This window comes from Lutibacter citreus, assembly GCF_003260195.1.
Classification (GTDB): Bacteria; Bacteroidota; Bacteroidia; order Flavobacteriales; family Flavobacteriaceae; genus Lutibacter; species Lutibacter citreus.
The window spans coordinates 468,889-492,661 of record NZ_QEIH01000003.1 but is presented as its reverse complement, the minus strand read 5'-3'; the positions used below and the strand labels follow the sequence as shown (position 1 = coordinate 492,661).

Annotated in this window: 15 protein-coding genes; 4 read left to right on the top strand and 11 right to left on the bottom strand. The window is 31.7% G+C overall.

Annotated features, from left to right (window positions below; all coding sequences use genetic code 11):
• Positions 1-306: 306 nt before the first annotated feature.
• The 5 genes from DAD81_RS08180 to DAD81_RS08160 form a co-directional block, all read right to left on the bottom strand.
• Positions 307-1,038: an NAD(P)-dependent oxidoreductase gene (locus DAD81_RS08180; protein WP_111707763.1), complete on the bottom strand. Its 732-nt coding sequence runs from the start codon at positions 1,036-1,038 to the stop codon at positions 307-309.
• A gap of 280 nt (positions 1,039-1,318) precedes the next feature.
• Complete coding sequence (locus tag DAD81_RS08175; protein ID WP_157961104.1) at positions 1,319-2,845, bottom strand: S41 family peptidase; 1,527 nt, start codon at positions 2,843-2,845, stop codon at positions 1,319-1,321.
• 256 nt (positions 2,846-3,101) lie between these two features.
• Positions 3,102-4,298: a M23 family metallopeptidase gene (locus tag DAD81_RS08170; protein ID WP_111707761.1), complete on the bottom strand. Its 1,197-nt coding sequence runs from the start codon at positions 4,296-4,298 to the stop codon at positions 3,102-3,104.
• Positions 4,299-4,385: 87 nt separating this feature from the next.
• Positions 4,386-7,925 carry an ABC transporter permease/M1 family aminopeptidase gene (locus DAD81_RS08165; RefSeq protein WP_245949198.1) on the bottom strand — a complete coding sequence of 1,180 codons (3,540 nt, stop codon included), beginning with the start codon at positions 7,923-7,925 and terminating at the stop codon, positions 4,386-4,388.
• Between the two features lie 68 nt (positions 7,926-7,993).
• Positions 7,994-8,878, bottom strand: a complete 885-nt coding sequence (locus tag DAD81_RS08160) for an ABC transporter ATP-binding protein (protein WP_111707759.1) — start codon at positions 8,876-8,878, stop codon at positions 7,994-7,996.
• Between the two features lie 420 nt (positions 8,879-9,298).
• On the opposite strand from DAD81_RS08160, the gene DAD81_RS08155 reads away from it, so the two are divergent.
• Positions 9,299-10,171 carry a sensor histidine kinase gene (locus DAD81_RS08155; RefSeq protein WP_245949197.1) on the top strand — a complete coding sequence of 291 codons (873 nt, stop codon included), beginning with the start codon at positions 9,299-9,301 and terminating at the stop codon, positions 10,169-10,171.
• Positions 10,164-10,868, top strand: a complete 705-nt coding sequence (locus DAD81_RS08150; protein ID WP_111707757.1) for a LytR/AlgR family response regulator transcription factor — start codon at positions 10,164-10,166, stop codon at positions 10,866-10,868. Before DAD81_RS08155 ends, DAD81_RS08150 begins: the two co-directional genes overlap by 8 nt.
• 723 nt (positions 10,869-11,591) lie before the next feature.
• Here DAD81_RS08150 and DAD81_RS08145 read toward each other — a convergent pair.
• The 4 genes from DAD81_RS08145 to DAD81_RS08130 form a co-directional block, all read right to left on the bottom strand.
• Complete coding sequence (locus DAD81_RS08145; RefSeq protein WP_111707756.1) at positions 11,592-13,004, bottom strand: hypothetical protein; 1,413 nt, start codon at positions 13,002-13,004, stop codon at positions 11,592-11,594.
• A gap of 170 nt (positions 13,005-13,174) precedes the next feature.
• Positions 13,175-13,960 carry a LytR/AlgR family response regulator transcription factor gene (locus DAD81_RS08140; RefSeq protein ID WP_245949196.1) on the bottom strand — a complete coding sequence of 262 codons (786 nt, stop codon included), beginning with the start codon at positions 13,958-13,960 and terminating at the stop codon, positions 13,175-13,177.
• Positions 13,961-13,964: 4 nt separating this feature from the next.
• Positions 13,965-15,776 (bottom strand): tetratricopeptide repeat-containing sensor histidine kinase, encoded by a 1,812-nt coding sequence (locus DAD81_RS08135; RefSeq protein WP_111707755.1) that lies wholly within the window; start codon positions 15,774-15,776, stop codon positions 13,965-13,967.
• A complete protein-coding gene (locus DAD81_RS08130; protein WP_111707754.1) occupies positions 15,763-16,347 on the bottom strand; it encodes a hypothetical protein in 585 nt (194 codons plus the stop codon). The genes DAD81_RS08135 and DAD81_RS08130 overlap by 14 nt, the downstream gene beginning before the upstream one ends.
• Positions 16,348-17,031: 684 nt before the next feature.
• Between DAD81_RS08130 and DAD81_RS08125 the strand changes: the two genes are divergently transcribed.
• Together DAD81_RS08125 and DAD81_RS08120 are read left to right on the top strand one after the other, a co-directional pair.
• Positions 17,032-17,409: a hypothetical protein gene (locus tag DAD81_RS08125; protein WP_157961103.1), complete on the top strand. Its 378-nt coding sequence runs from the start codon at positions 17,032-17,034 to the stop codon at positions 17,407-17,409.
• Between the two features lie 12 nt (positions 17,410-17,421).
• On the top strand, positions 17,422-20,139 hold the full coding sequence (locus tag DAD81_RS08120) for a WD40/YVTN/BNR-like repeat-containing protein (protein ID WP_157961102.1): 2,718 nt from the start codon (positions 17,422-17,424) through the stop codon (positions 20,137-20,139).
• Positions 20,140-20,224: 85 nt separating this feature from the next.
• On the opposite strand, the gene DAD81_RS08115 is transcribed toward DAD81_RS08120, so the two are convergent.
• On the bottom strand, positions 20,225-20,824 hold the full coding sequence (locus DAD81_RS08115) for a DUF6642 family protein (RefSeq protein WP_111707751.1): 600 nt from the start codon (positions 20,822-20,824) through the stop codon (positions 20,225-20,227).
• Positions 20,825-20,989: 165 nt separating this feature from the next.
• Positions 20,990-23,326: an alpha-amylase family protein gene (locus DAD81_RS08110; RefSeq protein ID WP_111707750.1), complete on the bottom strand. Its 2,337-nt coding sequence runs from the start codon at positions 23,324-23,326 to the stop codon at positions 20,990-20,992.
• Between the last annotated feature and the right edge of the window lie 447 nt (positions 23,327-23,773).

The window sequence follows — 23,773 nt, the reverse complement described above, 5'->3', positions numbered from 1 at the left end:
TTTTTATTAATTCTTTTTTTCTTGATAAAAAAAGAAACAAAAAAATCAAGACTGCATATAATTTCGGAAACAATTAACTGCTCATTCGCTATATTTTAGGCGGCACAAATTGAAAAGATTGAGAATCTTTGCAATTTTGAGCGGGTTGATGCCGTTGGCAAGAATGCTTCTAAACCCCTAAAATATGTACGCTCCACTCACCTATTGTTTTACCAAAATTTTATGAGGTCAAGTTTAACATCGATAATTTTAAAACAGAAATGTATTGAAGAAAGCAAAATTTGTAATATGCAAACTGAAAAATTACTAATTCTTAGTAGATTGATTATAAATTACTGGCATTTGCCCTTTCCATTTATTCCATAAATCACCATCACAAATTAGATTTGTCATAAAATGACCAACATTTATACGACTAGTTTTACCAGCGTCAAAAATAGCACTTCTAATTGGAGAAGGGTAAATTATATAATCGGTTACTTCATCTTCATTAATTAAACCGTCTGGTCGCACAGCAACCCACTCAATACAATGGTTATCTTGTCCGATTTCGGTTCGTAAATAATCTGCCGCATTTTCATTATCAACTTGAGGTGGTAAAAGTAACCTTATAAGCCCAATAACGCACTTTTGGCCAAATGAAATAGGTTCCTTTAAATCTCGGTTACGATTCCCAGTAGTATTCATTAAGACATACTTTACAGGATGCTCTGGAGCATTTTCTTTAATCGCGCTGCATAGTCTACGTGCTGTATCTGTAACAAGTTTTCTGGGTTGTCCATAAATTCCATTCCAATTCATATTATGTCCAAGACATGAAACAACTGCGTTGCAACCATGAACATATTTGGTCATCTCTAAGTCACTAAGATCTAAAATACTTGCAGTCATAATATGTAACCGTTCATTATTTTTCCATGATTCAGGTAACTTTTCAGCAGATCTTACAACTATTTTTACGTTTTGTTCTCTAATAAGAAGTTGTTCAACTAATTTCATTCCTGTTGCACCACTTGCACCTACTACTAATGTTGTCATATTATTTGAGTTTTTTTATCATTTATTTAACTATAAATGAACATTATACACTTATTAAATTATCTGTAAAGTTTTCATCAGATCGCGTTCCATAGGGGTCTATAACAATAAATTTAGGCAATTTTTCCAACCGCATCAACTGGCAGATTTTAATAATTGATGTATTAATCAAATATTAAAACTCCTGTTTTAACCAAAATTTCATGAGGCCAAGTTAAACATCTAAATTCTAACGGTTTAAATAAACACCTGTTTTAATTGTGTTTATTTAGTGCTATGCCTAGTCTTTATTTTTTATTTCAGAAGCTTTTATAACTTCCATTATAACATTCAAAACCTTGTCATTTCCAGTGAAATAATCTATCGATGATAAACTAATTGGAATATGAGGAGCGATCCAGTTACGATGGTCTTCTGCTTTATAAGTTTGATGATATTGTGAAGCTACAATTCCCATTAAACCTGAATATGGTAATTTGAACCATCCTGCTTCTCCAATAAAACTTGGTCTTGATCCACTAGGCTCACCCATTAAAATTGCATTTGTGAACTTTGTTATTTCAGTCAATAAATTTTGAGCCGCAGAAAATGTTTCTCTACTGACCAAAACGAAAATTTTTCCTTTCGGATTTAGAATTTCAAATTCGATTAATGTTTTTAGCATGGGAGGAAATATAGAACCATCTCCACCGCTATTAAACCGCATGTCCAAAATTAAATTTTGAGAATTGCTTTGCTTTATGTTTTCTCGAAGTTTCAAATTAAAATCCAACAAAGTCAGTCCTTCTTTTTGTTGGACTACGTTAAATTGTATATACATTGCATTATACTTAGGCAATGTTTTTGCCCAATAATTATCTTCTTTTTTTGATAAAAATAAAGGTTGATTTTCTGTTTTTAGCTTTGGTAATATTGGCATACCCGTAAACTTCCAAGAAATCGGATTCATGGTTACTTTTTTAGATTTTCCTTCTTTATCACTTATGGTTATTGTTACTTGATTCGCGTTCTTAATAATTCCTAAACCTTCTAATACATCGGGTAATCCCAAATAATAAGGCCCTAACCAAAGTATTTGCATATCATTATCCCTTGCATTTACAGCATTTGTTTTTTGAAGTGCCACTTCAACAGGTGTATTTTCAATCAAATCTACTTTAAAGCCAATCCATTGTTCGAAACCTTCCTCAGCATCAACAATAAATAACCCATCATTAAACTGATAAAACTGAACGGGTAGTTTTTTTAAAGCACCTTTACTTGGAGATGTAGGTAAAATAAAATTATGGCCACTTCCTAAAGCTCCGAATAGTTTAATTATTTTGAAAATTATTTGTTCATCGGATAATGACGCTATATTTGTTTTTATATCTATAATTTCTTTTGATAAATCTGTTTTTGAAATAGCTTTAGAGCTATACCGTAACTCATTAATTCGTTTCTCTAAATATGTAATATCTCTAGACCAAGCTTCTTCTCTTGTTATATCTTTTTGAGTATCATTCCCAAATAGCGCTAGAAAATCTTCATCTTCATTGAAGCTTTTAAAAGCAGAACTGCCTTTTATGAAGGGTTTTTCGTCATAACGTGCTGCAAAACCTTTTCGCAGCCATAACAAAGCGTTATCTTTATCTCCATCTTCAGCATAAGCTTCGGCAATTTTTATCATAATATCATTTGAAGGCGCTGAACCTGTCGGAATTCCTGTTAAGATAGTTCCGCCAAGGTCAAGAGTTTTCTTTAGTGCCGTAATGGCGTTTTGATACTGCTCATCTTGATAATAGGAAAGTCCTAGTACATAAAACAAATCTGAATCGCTTTGATAGAGTCCTGTTAGGTTCTCTAAAATTGGAATCGCCTCTTGCCATTGTTCATTATTGACTAAACTTATTGCCTCGTTTCTCTGTTGAAAGTATTCTATTTTGCTTTCTATATTGCTGTTTCCCGTTTGGGAAAAAGCATAAGAGATATTAAGAAAAATTAATAAGACCAGACTCGCAATGTTTACTTTTTTAATGTTTGCTTTTTTCATGTTTATTTATCTATTGTTACCAACATTTATTTTAATCTTTGGTTATTATTAACTGTCCATAATGTATGTGACGAATATTGGGACTATCGTCTGGATAGATGGAAATATTCTTAAAAGAAACTGGAATGCTTCTGGAGTAAGCCATATCTGGCCCATCCGTAACATGAAAATGCAAATGTGGTTCTGTACTATTCCCAGTATGCCCTAAGCTGGCAATGTGCTGACCTCTTTTTATGATATCACTAGGTTTAACCGTTAAGCTTCCTTGTTTTAAATGTAGATAATAAGAATATTCGCCATTGTCATGTTGGATAATGACATGATTACCCATTACATATGAGAATCCTTTTGCTAAAAGCTTTCCTTGATCTGCAACTGACCTTTCCGAATATTCGTCACTAGTTTCATTCGCTTGTTTCAGATTCTTGTTTGACTCGGTGGCTTCAGAAGAAGTAGAGATTACTTTACCATCACCAATTGAGTAGACAGGTTCTCCATAAGCATAGTAATCGTTGAGTTTCTCCCCGTCGCCTATGTGAGTGGTACCATCGCTGCCAATCTTTACGAGATCAAGTGCAAACTCTTGGATACTCCCCCATCTGTGATGGCTTATTAATGATGGTGCGCCCAAGGCTTGCCATGTACCTTTAAGTGGAAAGTGATACTCGTTCTTTGATTTGTGATTGATAACCTTCAAACTACCTTTTCCTATTATGGACTTTCCAATAGGGTCATGCGCTTTTACCACAACAGTAACCAAATCAGGCAATGTTTGAAAAAGCATTGTTCGATGAGTAATTACAATCGCTTGTTCATTTGATAAAGTTGTGCTTTCGGAGAAAGTGATGTCTTTTAGATATCTACTCGTTTGGAATTGAAAATCATAATATTGCAAAATTCCTTTCTCTTGGTAGGTTTTGAATTTTTTAGCAGATTGTTTCAAAATGGTGTCTTGGACTTTATATCGCTGTAATTCCTTTCCGTCTCGCGTTACTATAATCGCAACGTCATCGATAATTGCGTCCTCATTTGAGTGGTTAATAATTGCTATATTTTGAATTACAGCACTATATAAATCAATTGGAGTTCCGGAACCTTTGGTTTCATAAACATAAATTGACTCATCCGGCTGAAATTTGATTTCTAATTTTGATTGGGCGAATAAATTACTATAGCACGTAAAGAATACAGCGATAATTTTAATTGAAAAAAATATAAAATTTTTCATAACACGTTTTTAATTTAACTAATTATTGTTGGTATTGGTTTGAATAAACACCTGTTTTCCAGCCCGTCCGGCAGGCGGGAATGGCGTTTATTTGTTGTTAAGCATAATTTTTATTGCAGTTTTTATATTGTCTTCATATACTCTATCTATTAATAAATGAAAGGGATCTATAGCTAATTTTGCAGGGATCGAATCAATTTCAAAGTTGAATGTCATTTCAGGCCTATCCATCTTTACTCTTTTTACAAATAGTAATCTCTCTTCACCTGAATCAGCAAAAGCACCTACATCAATCCAATCGTTTAATTGCATGGGTGTTTCATTTCCCATAGTATCAGCTAATAATTTCTTAGCCTCGATATCCATCGTGATTTGATACCTTCCATTTTCTAATTTTTTATAGGAAGCTTTTTCTAATCGGTTATCATATAAGGTGATTTCTTTAAACCAATCGTTTACTAAGTATTTTAAGGAATCAGGAACCTGAGGTTCCAAATGTTTCATAAAATCTAAAGAAGTAGGATAAGGTGGTTTTCTATATTTAAATTCTTCTAAGAAGTTTCGCATGGCGGTATTCACCTTTTCTTCACCAATATAATTTTGTAATGCATAAAGAATTACACTTCCCTTCCCATAATGAATATGCATTTTATTTTCTACCTTATAAAGTGGTAACTCTTTATCCGAATCATTACTTCTACCACTTAAATATCTATCGTGATTGTACTTTAAGAATTTACGCATTTTCATTGGTTTTTTGACAATACTCTTCATAGTCATTAAAGAAGAATATTCGGCAAAACTTTCACTGAGCATAGTGGATCCTTGCATTTTAGCACCTACTACCTGATGTGCCCACCATTGATGAGACATCTCGTGAGCAATGATTGCATCCACTATATTGTTTCCTTCTTCGTCTTCTAAGTTTATTATAAAACCAAGACCTTCAGAATATGGCATTGTACCTGGGAAAGCTTGTGCAAAATTCGCATATCTAGGAAATTCAATTATTCTGCATTGTTTATGCATGTATGGACCAAAGTTTTTGGTATAATAATCAAGCGATCTTTCCATAGCATCCAACATCATAGTTACATTTTGAGGATGTTTTTTGTCATAGTAAACTTCTATATCTATATCGTTCCATTTACGTGTTTTTACTTCATATTTTGCAGACATAAAAGAGTAGAAATGCTGAGATGGATGATCTACTTTATAGTGGTAATAATTACGTCCATTATCTTCCCATTTTTTTAATAAAGAGCCTGGTGCAATAGCGATCTGATCACCTGAGGTTGAGACTATAGCCTCAATGTTAATAAAATCAGCAGTACCATTTGTTAGATCGTTTTTCATGCGGTAATGAGAATCCACAGATTCTAATTCTGGGATACCAATTCTCGGTTTTAAACCGTATTCTTTACGTGTGTTTTTATCACTTATTTCATTTCTGGACTGGTATCCAAGTGAAGGTAAGACTCGTGATTCATTTAAGAACGTACCATTGTTTATAATTCGTGTATTTCCAATTCCATTTTCAAATCCTTTTGATATGTATTGCGTGTTTATTTCAATATTTATTTCATCTCCAGGATTCATTGGCTTTGACAATTTGTAAATTCTATATTCAAGCTTCTTGTCGTCTAAAACCAATTTGGAATTAGGTATCTTAATTTCAGGTTCCCAACGTGAATCGATACTGTAATGAATAGAATCAATAATAGATTCAGATTCATTAACAAGCGTCATTGTAGCTTTTACAAGCGCATTTCTATTGTAAGGAAATATATCAACATAGTACTTTATTTCACTAATTTTTGGTTGTTCATTATCTTTATACTTTTTGTATTCATTTTCATAATTAGCAGCCAATTGTACAAGCTCTCTACTTGTTTTATATTTGTTCAATACTTGAGTATTATAAAACACAAAACTTGCAACTGCAATCCAACAAAAAACTGTTCCAAAAACAATTATTCGATAGTTCTTTGGTATTTGTTTTTTTGCAATTTGAATTCGCTCTTTTAAAGAACTAATAGCGCCTCTATTCCATAACGCTCCAGCAATCAATAAGCAAATAAAAGAAAATAGAACCCAATACAAATTGAACCACATTACTCCTTTTAAAGATGGCCCAAATGCATTCATATCTGAGTAGATCATTGTTGGTACACCGCCAATTGAAAGCATATTAGATTCTACATCAAAAATTGATAATAGGTAACTCCAAAGAAATACTACCAAAATAGACACAAAATACCCTATATATTTATTGCTTAAAAGCACTTGAATCATGATCATGACTCCACTCCAAACGATGTAAGTCATTAAACTCGTGTAAAGAAAGTCTAAAAAGTAAATGTCTAATTCTATGTTATAAAACCCACTTGCCAATTGATAAAATATCCCGCAGATAATGAAAAACACATGTATCATCGTGGCAATACTTACTAATGAAAGTGCTTTTGTAGATAGTGAAATTAAGGACGTATGTGGTGTAGCATCAATTACTTCATTGATTTTACTTTCTCGATCTCTCCATATTAAATTACCACTAAAAAATACCAAAATAATAATCACAAATATCTCTGTTGATATTCTTATAGTGTCTATTACTTTATAAGTAAGAGGGTACGATTTCAGTCCGTAATATTCTGCTCCTCCAAACAAGGTTGCGATTAAAATTATAGCACTAAAGAGAAATAATATTTTGAACGCGGCGCTTTTTACAATGTTTAAGAAATTAATCAGAAAGAAACTTTTGAATTGAGTCCATTCTGTTTTTGCACCATAAATAGGATTTAATTCAGGAAGTATAAATGTTCCTTTGGACTTTATAATATCTTCTTTAGGAGCTTTAAACTTTGTGTTTTTAGTTCGGAATGAAAAACTAAAATAAGAAATGGCAAGAATAATTACTCCTGTTATAGTCCATAACAGTCTGTTAAGAATTAGTAGTCCAGAAAAAGAAGGACTTAGGGTGTTTTTCTCAATTGATGTGAAGTATTTTGCATACAATCCGTAAGCTCTAATCCCGAAAGTATCAGTTAAAGCTGCGATTGTCTCATTGTCAATATCTGAAATGAATGCTCCAGAAACGATATAGCCAATGATAATGATTAATGACCCAACGAATGAAATTACAGTACTTTTCCACTTGTTCGCTATTGTGAAAATGATAGTTCCTGCAAAAAACATATTTGGTAAAATGATAAGGAAATAGTTGTTTATAAATGTTTCCAAATAGAAATTTCCAAAACGTTCAGGATCAACCCAGCCCAAAGCAGGTGCAAGTATAGTACCTAATATAACCCCAAAAAAGATACCTAACATAGGTATCGTTGCCAAAACTAATGCGCCAAAGAATCTTCCGAAGAAATAACCTGATTTACTTATTGGAGCACTAAATAAAATCTCATTAAAATTATTCTCATGATCTTTTAAAGCAGCATTATTAAAAAATGAAGCAGCAATCATTAAACCAAAAAGGGTCAAAAAAGTTGTGTAAACTGTAATGGTGTGAGGCGCGTTTACATAAGCATTGCCAATGGTATCAAAAAATGGAATACCGCTTGCTGTAATTCCAAAGGTTAAGAGAGTCATTAATCCTAAAAAGATGTAAATCATCGGTCGTTTGAAAGCATATTTTAATTCTGAAAAGAAGAAAGTCATGAACATGATAAATAATTTTTAAATTAAACTAAAGTGTTTGATGTGTTTATTCTGGAAAAGAAAACATCTTCCAAACTAGGGTTCACTAACTCAAATCCATTTTCAGGGTTGGTTTCACTAAACACATGAATTAATGGCTGCCCTCCTACCATTTTGTTCGAAATAATAGAATAGTTATTCGCATATGTTTCTAGATCTTCTCGAGCCACAATTCTTTGAAATACCTTTCCGTCTAAATCATCAATAGCATTTTGTGGAGTTCCTTGGTATACAATTTGGCCAGAATTCATAACAGCCATTTTGGTACATAACTCACGTATATCATCAACAATATGAGTAGAAAGTATAACGATTACTTTTTTTCCAACTTCGGATAACAAATTATAAAAACGATTTCTCTCTCCAGGATCTAAACCAGCAGTAGGCTCATCTACAATGATTAATTTAGGATTACCAATTAACGCTTGAGCAATTCCAACACGTTGTTTCATTCCTCCAGAAAAACTTTTTACATTCTTTTTTCTCTTTTCATAAAGATTTACTTTATCTAATAAGTAATCTACTAGTTGTTTTCTTTCTTTTGAATTGATTATTCCTTTTAGAATTGCCATGTGATCCAAAAGTTGTTCGGCAGTTATTCCAGGATATACTCCAAATTCTTGAGGTAGATATCCTAAAACTTTTCTAAGCTCTTCTGGTTGATTGAGTATATCAATACCATCTAAGGTGACAGTACCACTATCAGCTTCTTGTAATGTCGCTAACGTTCTCATCAATGATGATTTTCCTGCACCATTTGGTCCTAATAAACCAAACATTCCATTGGTGATTTCCAAATTAATTCCGTTTAGAGCCTTTACTCCGTTAGGATAGGTCTTGGTTAGATTATTAATTTTTAATGTATTCATAATTGTTAGCTTTTTAATTGATGTGTTTAATTATCTAAAACGTCTTTTTGAATTCCATGTATTACTGTTAGACGCATTTACTCTAATTCTAAATTGTGTGTTGCTTAATGTTCTCATAATTTTTAGTTTTAATATTAACTTGATACAAACATATGTCCTTAGTTTAGGCTACAGAATTAAATATGACAAAGCCGATAATAATGGAGTCCCATTAGCCTATAATCACTCTCAATTCAGTTCATCCGGGAAATACCTGTGTTTGTACTAATTTGAATAGTGTATATCAATAACTTTGTGAGAACAACTTAACATCAGTAAATTTGAAGTATGATTTCATTTTTAAAAAAACGCAAGAGGGCTATTATAGGTGTCTTAGCTTTGATCCTATTATTCTTAATAACTTTGGCCATAGACAGGTTAATGAGCTTTCGCGATAATCCTATAACAATTGTACTATTAGCATTCTTTTGGATTGGATTTGTGTATTTGTTAAAGCCTTCTTTCGTAAAGAAATACTGGAAGTTAATTGTACTTTTTTATGTGCCTCTTCTTCTGTTTTTTACTTATATTCGTTTGTTTTCAGTTGATTTTGAGGCTTATGCGAAAATTAAAGAAGACATTCATTTTTTGTTCCTCTTAGTTCCACTTCCTCTATTTTTGGGTTTATGTCTATGGATATATCAGCAATGGAAATGGGTGCAAAACCTAAAAGCCGAAAAATCTAAAACAGAATTGTCATTACTTAGAGCGCAAATAAATCCACATTTCTTTTTCAATACTTTAAACAACTTATATGCTTTAACTATTAAAAATTCTAAACAAGCTCCAAATGTTATTTTGAAATTATCGGACATGATGCGTTACACCATTTATGAAGGTGAAAAAGAAACCGTTAAGCTTGGAGATGAAATTGAATACTTAAATAATTATATAGAACTTCATAAAATTCGGTATAAAAAAACCGTAGACATTAGTTTTAAACACGAAATAGACACGAGTTTATCAATAGCACCATTATTGTTCATCATTCTTTTAGAAAATGCTTTTAAACATGGTATTGAAACCCTTACAGAAAATGCCTTTATTCATATCAAATTGTATGAAGATAAAGAGTTCATTAATTTTGAAATAGAGAATAATTTTGATCCTAAAGAAATTAGTGAAACTAATGGAATTGGACTCACAAATCTAAAAGGTAGATTGGCTTTAATTTATCAGAAAAAATACGAACTTGATAGCTGTCAAGAAAACAATACTTATAAAGTAACTTTAAAAATCTCTAAACATGCTTAAATATATAATCATTGATGATGAGCCGCTAGCACATGAAATTATTGAAGAGTTTTGTAGTATGCTACCACATGTACAGTTAGAAGAAAATTGTTATAATGCCATGGAAGCCATGCAGTTTTTAAATGAAAACACTGTAGATTTTATGTTTTTAGATATCAATATGCCAAAACTTAGAGGTTTAGAATTTTTAAAAACATTGACAAAACCACCAAAAACCATTATTACTACTGCTTATAAAGAACATGCTATAGAAGGCTTTGAACTAAACGTAGTTGATTATATTTTAAAACCTTTTAGTTTTGATCGTTTGGTTAAAGCTGTAAATAAAGTTTCAGATGTTCAGGCTCCAAGGACCGTTATTAAAGAGGTTTCAAGATCATCAGAAAGCTCTACTCGGTTTTTTGTAAAAGGAGATAAAAAACACCATCAAATTGACTTGAGTGATTTATTATACATAGAAGCCTACGGAAATTACACCAAACTGTTTTTGAAAGATGGAATGATTGTGAGTCATGAAAAGATTTCTCACTATGAAGATTTATTAAATCCTTCTAACTTTTTACGAGTTCACAAATCATTTATTGTTGCGATTGATAAAATAAAATTCATAGAGGGTAATCGTATTTTAATCAATGAGCAAAAAATTCCAATTGGTCAAACATACAAAAGCAGTATTAATAAACTATATGGCAGTTAATTACCATTCCACACACATTATGCTTCCCTCCTACGTCGTCGCATAAAAAGTGTATCATTACATTGAAGAAGAAACATTTGAGAATAAATTTTTTTAAGAAACTGTAGATAAACTTTCGCTTTTAGCCAAAGCAAAGTAACATAACGCTAACATTATAATACATTTTACAATATTGGTTTATCCAGTAGATGAAGCAATATTTAAGAATGATGGCGCTGGCGATTATATTGTATTTAGCACTATTATTAAAATGATAGCTATAATTATATACTATGTCAAATATCCCACAGTCATACTAACTTCATTAGAATCATTCTCCTCGGGTCTACGTATTAGTAATCATTAAAATTTTAAGGTATTTGGATATTTATACGCTGCGAATATAAATAATGATGAAAAACTGGATTTATATCTTTAAATTTTACTTTTAAACTTTGAGCTTCTTTATCTGGTACTTGTTCAAGAATTAATTTACCAATTACTGGGCTGTTATTTCTATTAAAACCATAGTAAGCGCCTAATAAAATCAGTTTTAAATGGTGCTATTATCACAAAAAGAAAGCCTCTAGGTTTAAGCCTAAATGCTTTCTTTGAGTTGTTTTACTTTTTAGATAAGTTATAACGAAGAAGAATTATAACATTCGCTTTTATCTTAGTATAAAATTGAGTTATAACCTTAGAGAAAGATTATAACTCAATTAAAATAATACTACTATGATACTCTTAATGATTTAAAATTGATTGTATAGCTGATTCAGGTTGAATTTTAACTTTAGGATATTGGTTCAAATCAACGCCAAATACATTTACATCTGGATCTATAATCGCGCCTAAAACACTTGGCTTAGCATTTAGACCATCTGATACTGTTCCATCTAATATTTGATCTAATTTATTATTAGCATCCTTAGCATTTGTCTGTTGAGCTTTATCTAGAAACGCATTAAAATCTTTGTAAAGTTGAGACTTTTTGTCAAATAAATCTGAATTTAATCCGGTTACATAATACTCATATTTAAAGTTAAATGTTACTTTTTTAGTATCAGTACAAGGTGTAGTAAATTCTTGCTGCGAAGAATCTATAACAATATGATAGTATTTAATTTTTGGAAAATAGCGATAATCTCCAGTTGAATCCATAGGAACAGCCTCATGACATTGCCCTAGAAGGACATTATTGTATGTTCTTTTTTTATCATCCCAACTAAAACGTAATGATTCACCTACGCCACCAATAAAACTAGAAATATCTCCAATTATCGCCTCTGGTACTACTGCCGCATCAAATAATATTTTTACAAATGCAGTGTTAAAATCCATAACAAATTGAGTTACGGAATATGTTTCAGAAGTTATACTGAAATTGGTTAGTCCTCCCATTTCTGTAAGTAAATAAAACATGTAGTGTGTAACTGCTTTATCCCACTGTGTTTTTGGCTTAGGATCACCACCTACTGGTTTTAAAGCTCCACTAGATAATTTATCAAATACCTTTGTTCTCAAAGTTGCTATAAAATTTGAAATCTTATCACACGTTTGTTGACCTAACTCAAACTCTTTATTATCTTTAACAAAGGAGCTACTTAGGTTTACAAATGAGATTAATCCGTCTTTATCCTGAAAATTGGATTGACTGTTTTCTTCTGGTGCTAAAATAGCATCAAGAAGATTGTGCGTGGCAATAATTTTTTGATTTTTCATTGTTTTTGATTTAATTAATTTATTTTGGTTTACTGAAAATTCTAATAAATGAATTGGTGGATAAAGCGGATATCCACACACAACTTGATTGGTTGTTATACCAGGTATTATATGTTGTGGAATGCTTCTATATGGAATCCAGATATAGGTTGTATCTGGTCTAAATTCTGTGCCATTTGGATTAACTGGCTGAACGCCTGTAGGTACTGTGCCAACTATTTGAGTATATCCTCCCCAAACTGCAGGCGGATTTGTTGATGCTGGCACCCAAAACGAACCATCATCGTATCTAACAACTTCGTAATGTTGATGAAAAGTCCTAGACCAATTCCAATAAGCTGTAATATTGCGAAAAATTCCACGGTTTCCCTGCCAAACCTGGACTCCAGCCCATTGGCTTATAGATTGCCCAGAAACGTTTAATGTTCTTTTCATGATACTTTTATTTAAAGATTAATATTTGTTTTCGTTTCTCAAATCTGATAAAACAAATCCTTTAAATAAAAATAGATGAGTGAATGGGCAGATTATTTTAGTAAACAGCCAAAATTTATGAGTAAGTAAAAAATAATTAATTGTGAACTATAAAAATGATGTGATATATTTTAGATAGTTCTAAAAAGTTTGAAGACTTCGTCTTTATGAGCTTTACTAACGGGGATTTTATTATCACCAATAAAAAGCATATTACCCTCGAAGCCATTTACAGAACTGATATTAACAACATAGCTTCGATGAACTCTCATAAAACGTTTAACTGGTAGTTGTTCTTCTACTTTGTTTAGTCCAACTGAGTAGATAAAACGGTCTGAATTAGTATGTATAGTACAATAATTACTGTCTGCTTTTAAAAAGAGAATCTCTTGTAAGCGAACGCGTTCAAAATGATGATTTTTTTTAAGAAACAAACTATCTTTAATGTTAAGCACTTGATTTTCTGAAGAGTCAAAATCCCTTTTATCTAGTATTTCATTTTCAGAAAATTTATTAGAAAAGTTTTTTAAAGCGAGTTCAATTGCAATACAGACTTGGCGATTGTTAAATGGTTTAAGTAAATAAGCATGTGGCTTAACACTTTTAGCTCGTTCAATAATATAACTGTCCGCATGAGATGTTAGAAAAAGAAATGGAATACTATATTTATCATTTACTAAACGAGCAAGCTCTATACCATCAAATTCACCTTTTAGAATAATATCTATCAATATCATATCTATATCATGATTTTTGGCTAATATTTCTAATGCTTTTTTAGCGGTATCTGCGATACCCACAATGTGATAATTATTATCACTAAGCTTATTAGCGATATCATTTGCTAATAAAATTTCGTCTTCTACAATTAGTAATTTTACTTTAGAAATACTATTAAACATTTTATCTGTTTGCATAAATTTAAGCGCCTTTTATTATTATTTTCCAATGTGTACCATGAGATAATAATCTTTTAATACTGCCATCTAACTGTTCAGTTAAGGAAGTTATAAGCTTTATACCAAAAGAATTTGCTTTATCTTCTTCTTTTTCAGTAAAACCAATGCCATTATCACTAATGTCTATTTCTAACTTATCGTTTACTTCTTTAACCTGTATTTTAAAAATTGGATTCTTTATATCTTTATAGGCATATTTTATGGAATTAACTACAAGTTCATTAACAATCAATGCAAGTGGAATTGCTTTATCTATAGAAATGCTTGAGTTGTCAATATTTAAATTTGGTTTAAAAGTTATATTATAACTGTAAAAAAGACCTAACACTAATTCTTCTATATAATCCTTTAAAAAAACTTTTGTTTCAGAGCCTTCTTGATATAATTTCCTGTGCACTAAGGACAGTGCCTCTACTCTATTCTTCCCTGTTATTAAGGCTTCTTGAGCTGGGTGCCCACTAAGCTCTCGACTCTGTAAGTTTAAAAGACTCGAAATCATTTGCAAATTATTCTTTACACGATGATTTAATTCTTTTAATAATAGTACTTTTTCTTGTTCTCGTTTTTCTATAATCACATTTTGAGAAGATACGCGTTTATTTACCTTTTTAATGGCTTTATTACTTCTAAACAACATGTAAGCTAAAAGGCTAAATATAAAAACACTAATGATTAGTAAAATCAATTGGTTTTTTTGATTGGTATTAATTGTGTTTAGTAATTTTATTTCTGTTTCTTTTTTGCCTATTTCATAATTAGCCTTAAGTTGCTCAACTTTTTGTATTGAGGCTTTATTGACCAAGCTGTCTTGGTATATACGATTTACCTCTAAGTAGCTTAACGCTTTATCATAGTGTTTTCGCGTTTTATAAAAATCGGTAAGTTTTCTACTAAAATCTCTTATTTGTTCTTTTAAACCAGAGTTTATAGCCAAATTATAAGCTTTTAGCAGTTTTGACTCCCCTAAACTCCAGTTTTGTTCTTTCACATAAATATCACCTAGCTCAGCAGTATATATAGATGTAGAATAAAAATCATCTAGAGGTGTTAGAATTTTAATAGCCTCATTAAGATGCTGTTTCCCAGCTTCATAATTGCCTTGGGCAGACAGTACCATACCCAAATTACCTAATGAATAACTTTGTACAATATCGCTATTTAGTGTTTTATTTTTTTTTAGAGTTTCTTTAAAGTAGATAGCAGCACTATCGAGTTTTCCAGCTAAACGATAGGCTTCGCCAAGATTGAGTTTGGTTAATATTAGGTTCCCTCTTTTATCAGAAATAGTATAAATATGTTCTGCATTTTTTAGATATTTGATTGCTGAAATGTAATCTTCATCACTTATAGAATTACTTCCCAATTGTACATATGAAGCCGCTTTACGTTCTTTTAAACTTAAGGAATCATAAATATGTAAAGCTGTTAAAGAAGCTTCAAGTGAATTTGAATTGTTACCTAAACGACGTTCAATATGACTAATTTCTTCCCAAGCAACGGCTTGCAAAGAAAGGTTGTCTATATCTTTAGCTATAGCTAGTGCACGCTTAGCAAAAAATAGAGAAGAATCTATATCCATATGATTATAAGATATTTTGCTCAATATTCTAGACCTTTCTTCTTTAGAAAGATTATTCTCCTTTAAAATTTTCACAAGACTATCAGCAACAGTAATATTTTGCGCAAAAGAGCTTGCAATAAATACAAGAGCAACAAATACAGAAAATAAGATGTTATTTTTATAATTACATATCAAAACTTTATGAATCTTCATCAGGTGGTCTAGTCCCTTGGGTAGAACTAACTTTTACCAAAGGATCGAGTATTAAATAAAATTGACGTGGCTTTTGATGCTCAAGTTTTATCTTCATGGATATTAAAATACTGTATGATACGTTATAATCATGAGTCGTATTTTTTGTAGAAATCACACATTTTCCATCTTTATTTGGCGAGATATATAAGGTGCCATCTGGAGCGCTATAAACGAACTCTTTATTGTATTCAAATATTTTTTCCCAATGGTTAAGTAAACTTTCTTCGTTTATAAATGTTTTATCTACATTTTTAACTTTACAACACACAAGTTTGTGTTCAATAATTTTAGATAAATCATCCTCATTTTGATCTGTTTCTAAGCTTATTGAAACTTTTGTTTTTTTATCGATTTGAGAAAATGCATTTTTACCGACAGTTACAAAATTATCTATCTTAATAGGATCATAAGGTGTTCCTAATTGCATGTAACAATTTTCTAAAGCATCTTGAAGCTCGTCTAGTTCTATTTTAAATGGTATTGAAGGTAAATCTGTTCCGTGTTGTTCTAATTTTATATTAATATACATGCGTTGGTTTTTTAATATTAATTAAGAGAATAATCAAATATAGTGAATTTGTAAGAATTAGGTTTAGCAAAAATTGGAGTTGATTGAAACCTCAATAATTTATAACATTCCACACATATTACACTTCCATCCTTCTGTCAGTCAACATAATAAGTGTTTACTCGCGTCTCTTATATTTTACAAATAAGTCCTCGTGAATCTCCTATCGTCGATTTCATTAACATTGTAGAAGTAACTTTTTAGTATAAAACTTTTAATAAAATGAAAAGTAATATTTTGCTTTTACCCAAGCAAAGTAACATAACGCTAACATTATAATACAAATATACAGTAATTGCTGTATAGCCGTATTTCAGGCTATTTACACATAATATCAGATATAGTGCCTTTAGGTCTATATCGGTAGATATTATGTTAAAAGTAATTACGCCAACGCCAAAATAAAAGAATCTGTTTTACTAAACCTCTAAAATATGTAGGCTCATTTCTCCTATTGTTTTACCAAAATTTTATAAGGTTGAGTTTAGCATCGATATTCTATTTTTGATAATGTAAAGAATTAAGAACATAGTTCTCATTCTAACCATGGAGATCCCTTATTACAAGCACTTGAGAATTGAATAATATGGATATTTTTTTTTAACAAATAAAATAACGTATATTACTGGAATTAAACCAATTAATATGAAAAATACAACTATAATTCTTTGTGCTCTTTTACTATTTGCAATAATGCCAGAAATTTTTGGGCAATCATTACAACAGACTTCGGGTAAATTATCTTTCTTACGAATTAATGAAGTTGGGTCTGGTTTTGGGCCAAATAGTGATAGTATTGATTCTGAAGTCATAATTAAATTTGCAAATAACACCAATATGGCTTTTGGTTTCCAATTACGAAATGATAAAAATAGTTTGGTACATCAAGGAATGTTAGATCTTTTGCGTGATGCTTTTGATAAAGACTATAAAGTCACTATCAATTTTACGGCACGTAAAGGAAACGATGTCAGACCACCAGATAAGAATGGAGAAATACTCAGATTATGGATAACTAAGTAAATCTTTAATATTATGACCAACTTTCGATTATATTTTTCAGTGCTATTATTGACATCATTTTGTTATATGCCATTACAGGCTCAGGTTCATATTGAGAATATAAGTCCTCTAAAAGGGAATACAACATTTAAATTCCCGCCTAATCATCAATCAATATCTGGTAAAGCTCATAGCATGGCCATTTCTAAAGATGGAGAAACTGTTTATATAGGTGGAAATTCTGGAGTGTGGAGATCTGTTAATGGTGGACTTAATTGGCATGGGTTTAATTATCCTAATCCTACAGATTCTATTACAGGCATACCTGGCAGTTTGCTATCCCCAAATATTTATGACCTTGCCGTATCAAATGAAAACCCAGCCCTTGTCTTTGCTGCCACCGGAAATGATGTGCGAAATCCAAAAGAAGATGGTATCTATCGTTCTCAAGACGGTGCATTAACTTGGGAGAATGTATTTCAATTTCAAAATAGTTCAGGTGCTGTAGGGCGCGTGGGTGATATAGACTTTGCCGTCGATAACCCTTCCTTATTAGTTGCAGCAGGCCAATTTTCAGTCGGAATCAGTACCGATGCAGGTGATACTTGGACTCAAAGTTTTCCTTCTACCGTGAGTTCTCAAACAATTAGTTACGTAGAAATAGGTCCAATAGAAGGAAATAGAAGACGTGTTTATGCTGTGGGTTCTCGAATTTGGTATTCAGTGGATGGAGCAAGCACTTGGAACCAAGATCCTTTTAATTTCTCCTTACCCTTTCCCGCAGATGGTCTGGGAGTCAGTTCTAAAGCGGTGGCAATTCATCCATCAAAACCAGAAATTCTTTACGTAATAAGAAATGACCTCAATCCTGCGCCAAATGAACCTAGCCTGGCAGAAATTTGGAAAGGTGATTTCACAAATGGAAATGGAGTATGGACACAATTACCTACTTTTTCTCATGATTTTTCAGGCACAACGGCTAGCGGCACAAATTTTATTTATCCTCATATAGCTCCAAATGGAGACTTTTACATAATAGCCTCAGACCGGCGAACAGTACACATTTCTAAAGGAGACCCTGTAACTACAAATAGTTGGAAGAGATTTGACAATCAAAATATACATGTCGATCCGCGAAGTATTAGCGTAACTTCTGATTTTCAACATAAAAGCACATCAGGTTCTGGAATAGGAAAGGTTTTTCTAATTAATGATGGCGGTATAGTAGTAAGTACAAATGGAGGAACAGATTGGACTCTTGGAGATCAACTTACAACCTTAGGACTTGTTAACGTTGCTATTTTACCCAAAACGAACGGAGCACTGCCAAGTATTTGTATTGGAATGGGAGATAATAATGGTTTTTTTAGCGCCAATGGAGGAAAAAACTGGATTACCCAAGATTATAGAGGTGGTGATAATGATTGTACATTTAGTGATCCCAATCAGCCATCAAGACTCTTAGTTTTTGCACCTCGCCATCAAGGAGGGGCAATTTTTCTATACTCAAAACCTAATGGTATTCCAAACGGTGCTTTTGGAACCAACGATCGGACTACTGTTCCGGCTCCGTTTCCTAAAAGAGTTATTAGAGCAAGCGGTACCGTTAGTTCTTGGATTGCATCTAGCCCTTACTATAATGTTGGATATAGACCACTTATACAAACCTTAGCTCTTAAGAAACCAAAGCCTCGAGGTGATTTTATTACCATTTTAAGAAAGTCAAATAGCGCGGTTTTGTTACGAACTACCAAACTAGATTTAATAGACAATCCTAATAATTGGATCACAACTGCGACTACAGAAGCTTCAGGTGCGTTAGTATTTCAAGAAGGCCCCGATTTACCGGATCAGGATATGACAGTTGTTCAGGCTTCTGGAGGCCACGAAAACCCAACATACTATGTTAGTAATGTAGATTTTAGAGATATACCAAGTGGCAATGGTAATTTATGGAAATGGCAACAAGGTATGACAGCATGGGAGCAAATAATACCTGCTGCTAATAACCCATCTCCTAACAACATCAGACGGTTTTTTGTTGATCCCTATAGAAAAGATATTCTTTATGCTCAAGATAATACTAACGTTTATAAATCTGTAGATGGTGGTGACAATTGGATAATAGATATAGATTTAAGAAACAATCTTACTGTAAATGGTAAATATCCTGTTGATATTCGAAATAGTCCAAACCCAGGGAAAGCGTTAATTCTCGACATGCTATTCGATCCATATCGTGAAGGATATCGCTTTGCCTTTAGTCCCGCAGGAGTGTTTTATACTATTAATGGAGAAGATTGGAAACATTTAGTTTTAAGTGAAGCCATGCCAATGAGAGTAAACAATGGGTATTATGACACCTATACTGACCCATGTAATCAAGCACTTTACGTATCAACAAACAATCGTGGTCTACTTAAAATTAGCAATTTGCCTCCTCACTCGAATGCTGGTATTGGGCAAATAATTTCTTCTCATGGTAAAGTTAAACTTTTAAGGGTACATGAAACAGGCACAGGATATGGTCCAGCTTATGATAATTTGAACACCGAAGTAATTTTTCAATTAGAAGGTATTAATGACAAATCATTTGGATTTAACCTTAAATCAGGTGAAAATTCAGAAGTAAATAAGGGTATGCTTAATTTATTTAGAGAAGCATTTAAATCTGATAAAGAGGTTATTGTGGAATATAAAAGAACAGGTTGTCAAAATCTTGAAATATTGCGGGCTATAATAAAGAAATAATTAGTTTAACGACATTGAAGTCCTAAATTTATAATTAGTATTCCCTAAGCTCTGTCACGGGTTTGGGGTATTTATAGATCTTAGTTTAATAATACAATCTAAAATCAAGTAGTTTACATACTTTGTAATGTCTTTGATGCAACTCTTCTACAACATCTAACATATTCTCATTTTCGTTAAATAAATTAAAAAATGCCATATCAAGATTTGAACTAGTTATTCCATTGCATTCATTACCGTACCCAGAAACAGCTTTTGCACCAGTAATATCCAAAAAATATTGTGCTTCTTCTTCGTCTAAATCTAGAACTTTTGCATTTGAAAAATGTAAAATCTTACCTTCTAATCTTCCTTCAAAAATTTCTGCAATTTCTTGCAAACTATAGTAGTAGTTATTTAAACAAATAGTATTTGCTTCACCTGTTATAACAAAATAGATTATTTCATAGTCCTTAAAATTATGATCATCCAAGACCAATGCATTTAAGCTAGTTTCTAAACCTTCAATGGTGTCGCATGTTTTATAAATACTGGCTACTCCATATTGCATGGTCAAATGTTCTAATCTTTTTTGTGCTTCGGTAACCTTGTCCGTTTCTATATCATAAACAGCTTCTAAACAGTAAATGAAATAATCTGTATCTATAAATTGTTCTTGGGGTAATTGTTGAGTTTTCTTTAACAAATTTCAGGATTTATATAAAATAAATAAAACACAAAAATAATATAACTCTTTTATTCTTTTCAGTGATTTTATAAAAAATACATGAAAACTATAAATAATTATGTTAAAAGCAATTGAGGCTTATAGTTCTAAATTATATTTGTAAGTTGTAATATTTCCTAATATTTATTTTTCTATTTCAAGTAATAAAACTCCATGAACATCAAGTTCAAATGCTGAACCTAATAGTTGCTTGGTAAGCATGTTTGTACATTTAACGCTATCACCATTTTTCATTGAAACTTTTAGCTGTGCTTTATTTTTTCCCAAATTAATAATTGTCATTATATAGCCTCCTTTATTATTTGGGGCTATTCTCCAATTACAACCTTTATTTGTTAGGCCATTTGTTTCTGCTAAAACAACTTCTGGTAATTTGTCTTTTATTAATTCTAATGCAAATAATTTTAAATCTTCATAATTATTTGTGTTTAAGGTATGTAAAGCTCCTTTACCGTTTACAAGTGTTTTAGAACGTTTTTGTCCATATTCGTTCATTGAAAGACTGGCATTATTATCAATAATAACAGTTCCTCCGTTGTTTAGGTAATTTTGTAATGTTTCAAACTCTGTATCAGTTACGTATTCTGTTTTGTAAACAACTATAACATCCCAATTGCTGTTATCCTGTTTTTTAATGATTTTTTCTGTAGCATATCCAACGGGAAAACCTTCAAAAAACAATGATTCGTACAAATCATATTGTTCAGTCATATGATGTTTTTTATTAATGGCTGATGTTTCGGAGTGAAATAACCGTATTGGTTTTCGCTGACGACGTAACGCCATAATTTCCTCTGAAAAGCTATTTAAATCCATCATTACCTGGGTAAGTTCATTTGCTACTTGTGGTTGCATGTTAACTGATGCTGCAAAAGATTTAGTTAAAGCCTTATCTTTTGAATTAACATTATTTTCGAATCTAGCTTCAGGAGAACCATCAGGATCTCTTGCCCAAAACCACGATAAGCCTGCATCCATACCATGTAATGTAGCTAACCAAAAGTTATTTCTAATATATTCGGGTGAAGTATCTAGTTTTCGCCAAGCAACACTGGATAAGAAGTGGGTTTCTGAATTAACATGTATTTTATCAGGTGCTACTGACTCCATAAAATCATACGAAACACAAAGCTCTTCCCAATTATAAGAGTAGTGTTTTTCCCAAGGTTCTAATTTATCATAACGGATATCTCTTTCTCTTGTTTTTGCATCATCACCTATCATTGTTGTTAATTCGGTCAATGATTCAATGTCAATTCCATGAGAACGATCATCATCAGAAAAAAAGTGTGTTATAAGCTTAATATGAGTATCACCTTCTGGGTTTGTTTTATGTAATTCTGTTTGCAAAAAAGAAAACCACTCAACTACTCTATCCATATTAAAGCGATCCCAATCGTATCTTAACGGAGTTCCTTTTGTATGTTTTTCTAGTGGAAAAATAAACGTAACGTCTTCGAAAGAGCTAAATTTTGTATTCCAGTTTTTATTAAGCTCTGTAATGTTATTTTTATATTTTTTGCTTAGCCAATTGTTAAACTTGTTTAATGTGTACGATGAAAGTTCATTCATTTCACCACGCTTAAACGCCCAGTTGCCTTTCTCTGATAACCAATGAGGTTCGTTAGCCAAAATATAACCTAGCTGTACTCCTTTTTTTCCTTTTGTTATTTCGCCTGTTTTCTGTAATATATCGCTCCAAATTTCACGCATTAGCGGATTATCAATATCAAAACCTATAAAAGTACATCTTCCTTTAGTCACCTCGGGATCTTGTTCCTTAACCCATTTAGGAACGTTTGTATTCCAAAGTAACGCATAGCCTACTTTTGTATCTGGATGATTGGATATTTTATCTAATGTACGCTGAACAAAAGTGCCATCTTCTTTTAATAATTGAGGCGTAAAACCACCTATATGATCAATATTTCCTAGGTGATCATTATATATTCTGGTATCTGAAGTAGGATTGCCCATTGATTTTGAAAAATAATCATATAAAAATACGGGTTTTCCATTGCTAGTAAACTGATCTTTTTCAACTTTTATATTTTCCCAATCTACTTTTGCTACTGGTCGTCTTACAATGGTTCCATTTATAACCAAAGTAAGATTATTAATTCCATTATCTAAAATTTCAATTACTTTTTGGCGTTCAAAATTAGGAAGGTTCTTTGCCATTGCAGCTTTATCACCTTTTAAAGGCGTAAATTTTTCAAAAGCATCCTGTATAAAAGGAGTGTTGTTTTCATCCCATTTTGCAATTTTTAAAAACTCTTTAGAAAACCATATTACAGTTTCTTCTCGGGTTACATCAAATCCTTTTTTTTGAGCTTGTGACATCAATTTCTCTAGCTGAACTATTTTTTTCTTAGCTTTTTTATTTAATTCTTGAGCGTTTACAGAAAAATTTGAAATAAGTAGCAGCACCAGTAGTGCTCTAGTGTAATATTTTCTCATTGTTATTATCTATATTTTATGAGTTAACCTTATTTAAAAACGGTCTTAACTCTAAGTAATTTTTCAATTATTAATAGCCTTAAAAAGACAGTTTAAAGGATGGTAAATGATAACCTGTCCTCTGTTTTATTAAACCTCTAATATATAAAATTCAAGTAGTATATTTACCATAATACACACATTACTCTTCCCTCCTTTCGCCAGTCAACAAAAAAAGTGATTTCTCATTAATGAACTCTTGAATCTCCTACAGTCACTACCATAAATATTCTATGAAACTCAAGTATTAATAAACATAAGAATGGTCTATTTTATTAATAAATAGCTGGTTTTGCCAGCTATGAATTTAATGAAAATTCGTTTATTTAAAATTTAGAATAATAAAAAAAAGATGTAAAGAAAAGTAACATAACGCGGCCAACTCTTAATAAAAGCTAGCTTTTAGAT

Excerpts from the sequence above, each read along its gene's own strand:
- DAD81_RS08180 (WP_111707763.1), bottom strand. The coding sequence starts at position 1,038 with ATGACAACATTAGTAGTAGGTGCAAGTGGTGCAACAGGAATGAAATTA.
- DAD81_RS08170 (WP_111707761.1), bottom strand. The coding sequence starts at position 4,298 with ATGAAAAATTTTATATTTTTTTCAATTAAAATTATCGCTGTATTCTTT.
- DAD81_RS08165 (WP_245949198.1), bottom strand. The coding sequence starts at position 7,925 with ATGATTTACATCTTTTTAGGATTAATGACTCTCTTAACCTTTGGAATT.
- DAD81_RS08160 (WP_111707759.1), bottom strand. The coding sequence starts at position 8,878 with ATGAATACATTAAAAATTAATAATCTAACCAAGACCTATCCTAACGGA.
- DAD81_RS08155 (WP_245949197.1), top strand. The coding sequence starts at position 9,299 with ATGAGCTTTCGCGATAATCCTATAACAATTGTACTATTAGCATTCTTT.
- DAD81_RS08150 (WP_111707757.1), top strand. The coding sequence starts at position 10,164 with ATGCTTAAATATATAATCATTGATGATGAGCCGCTAGCACATGAAATT.
- DAD81_RS08145 (WP_111707756.1), bottom strand. The coding sequence starts at position 13,004 with ATGAAAAGAACATTAAACGTTTCTGGGCAATCTATAAGCCAATGGGCT.
- DAD81_RS08140 (WP_245949196.1), bottom strand. The coding sequence starts at position 13,960 with ATGCAAACAGATAAAATGTTTAATAGTATTTCTAAAGTAAAATTACTA.
- DAD81_RS08135 (WP_111707755.1), bottom strand. The coding sequence starts at position 15,776 with ATGAAGATTCATAAAGTTTTGATATGTAATTATAAAAATAACATCTTA.
- DAD81_RS08130 (WP_111707754.1), bottom strand. The coding sequence starts at position 16,347 with ATGTATATTAATATAAAATTAGAACAACACGGAACAGATTTACCTTCA.
- DAD81_RS08125 (WP_157961103.1), top strand. The coding sequence starts at position 17,032 with ATGAAAAATACAACTATAATTCTTTGTGCTCTTTTACTATTTGCAATA.
- DAD81_RS08120 (WP_157961102.1), top strand. The coding sequence starts at position 17,422 with ATGACCAACTTTCGATTATATTTTTCAGTGCTATTATTGACATCATTT.
- DAD81_RS08110 (WP_111707750.1), bottom strand. The coding sequence starts at position 23,326 with ATGAGAAAATATTACACTAGAGCACTACTGGTGCTGCTACTTATTTCA.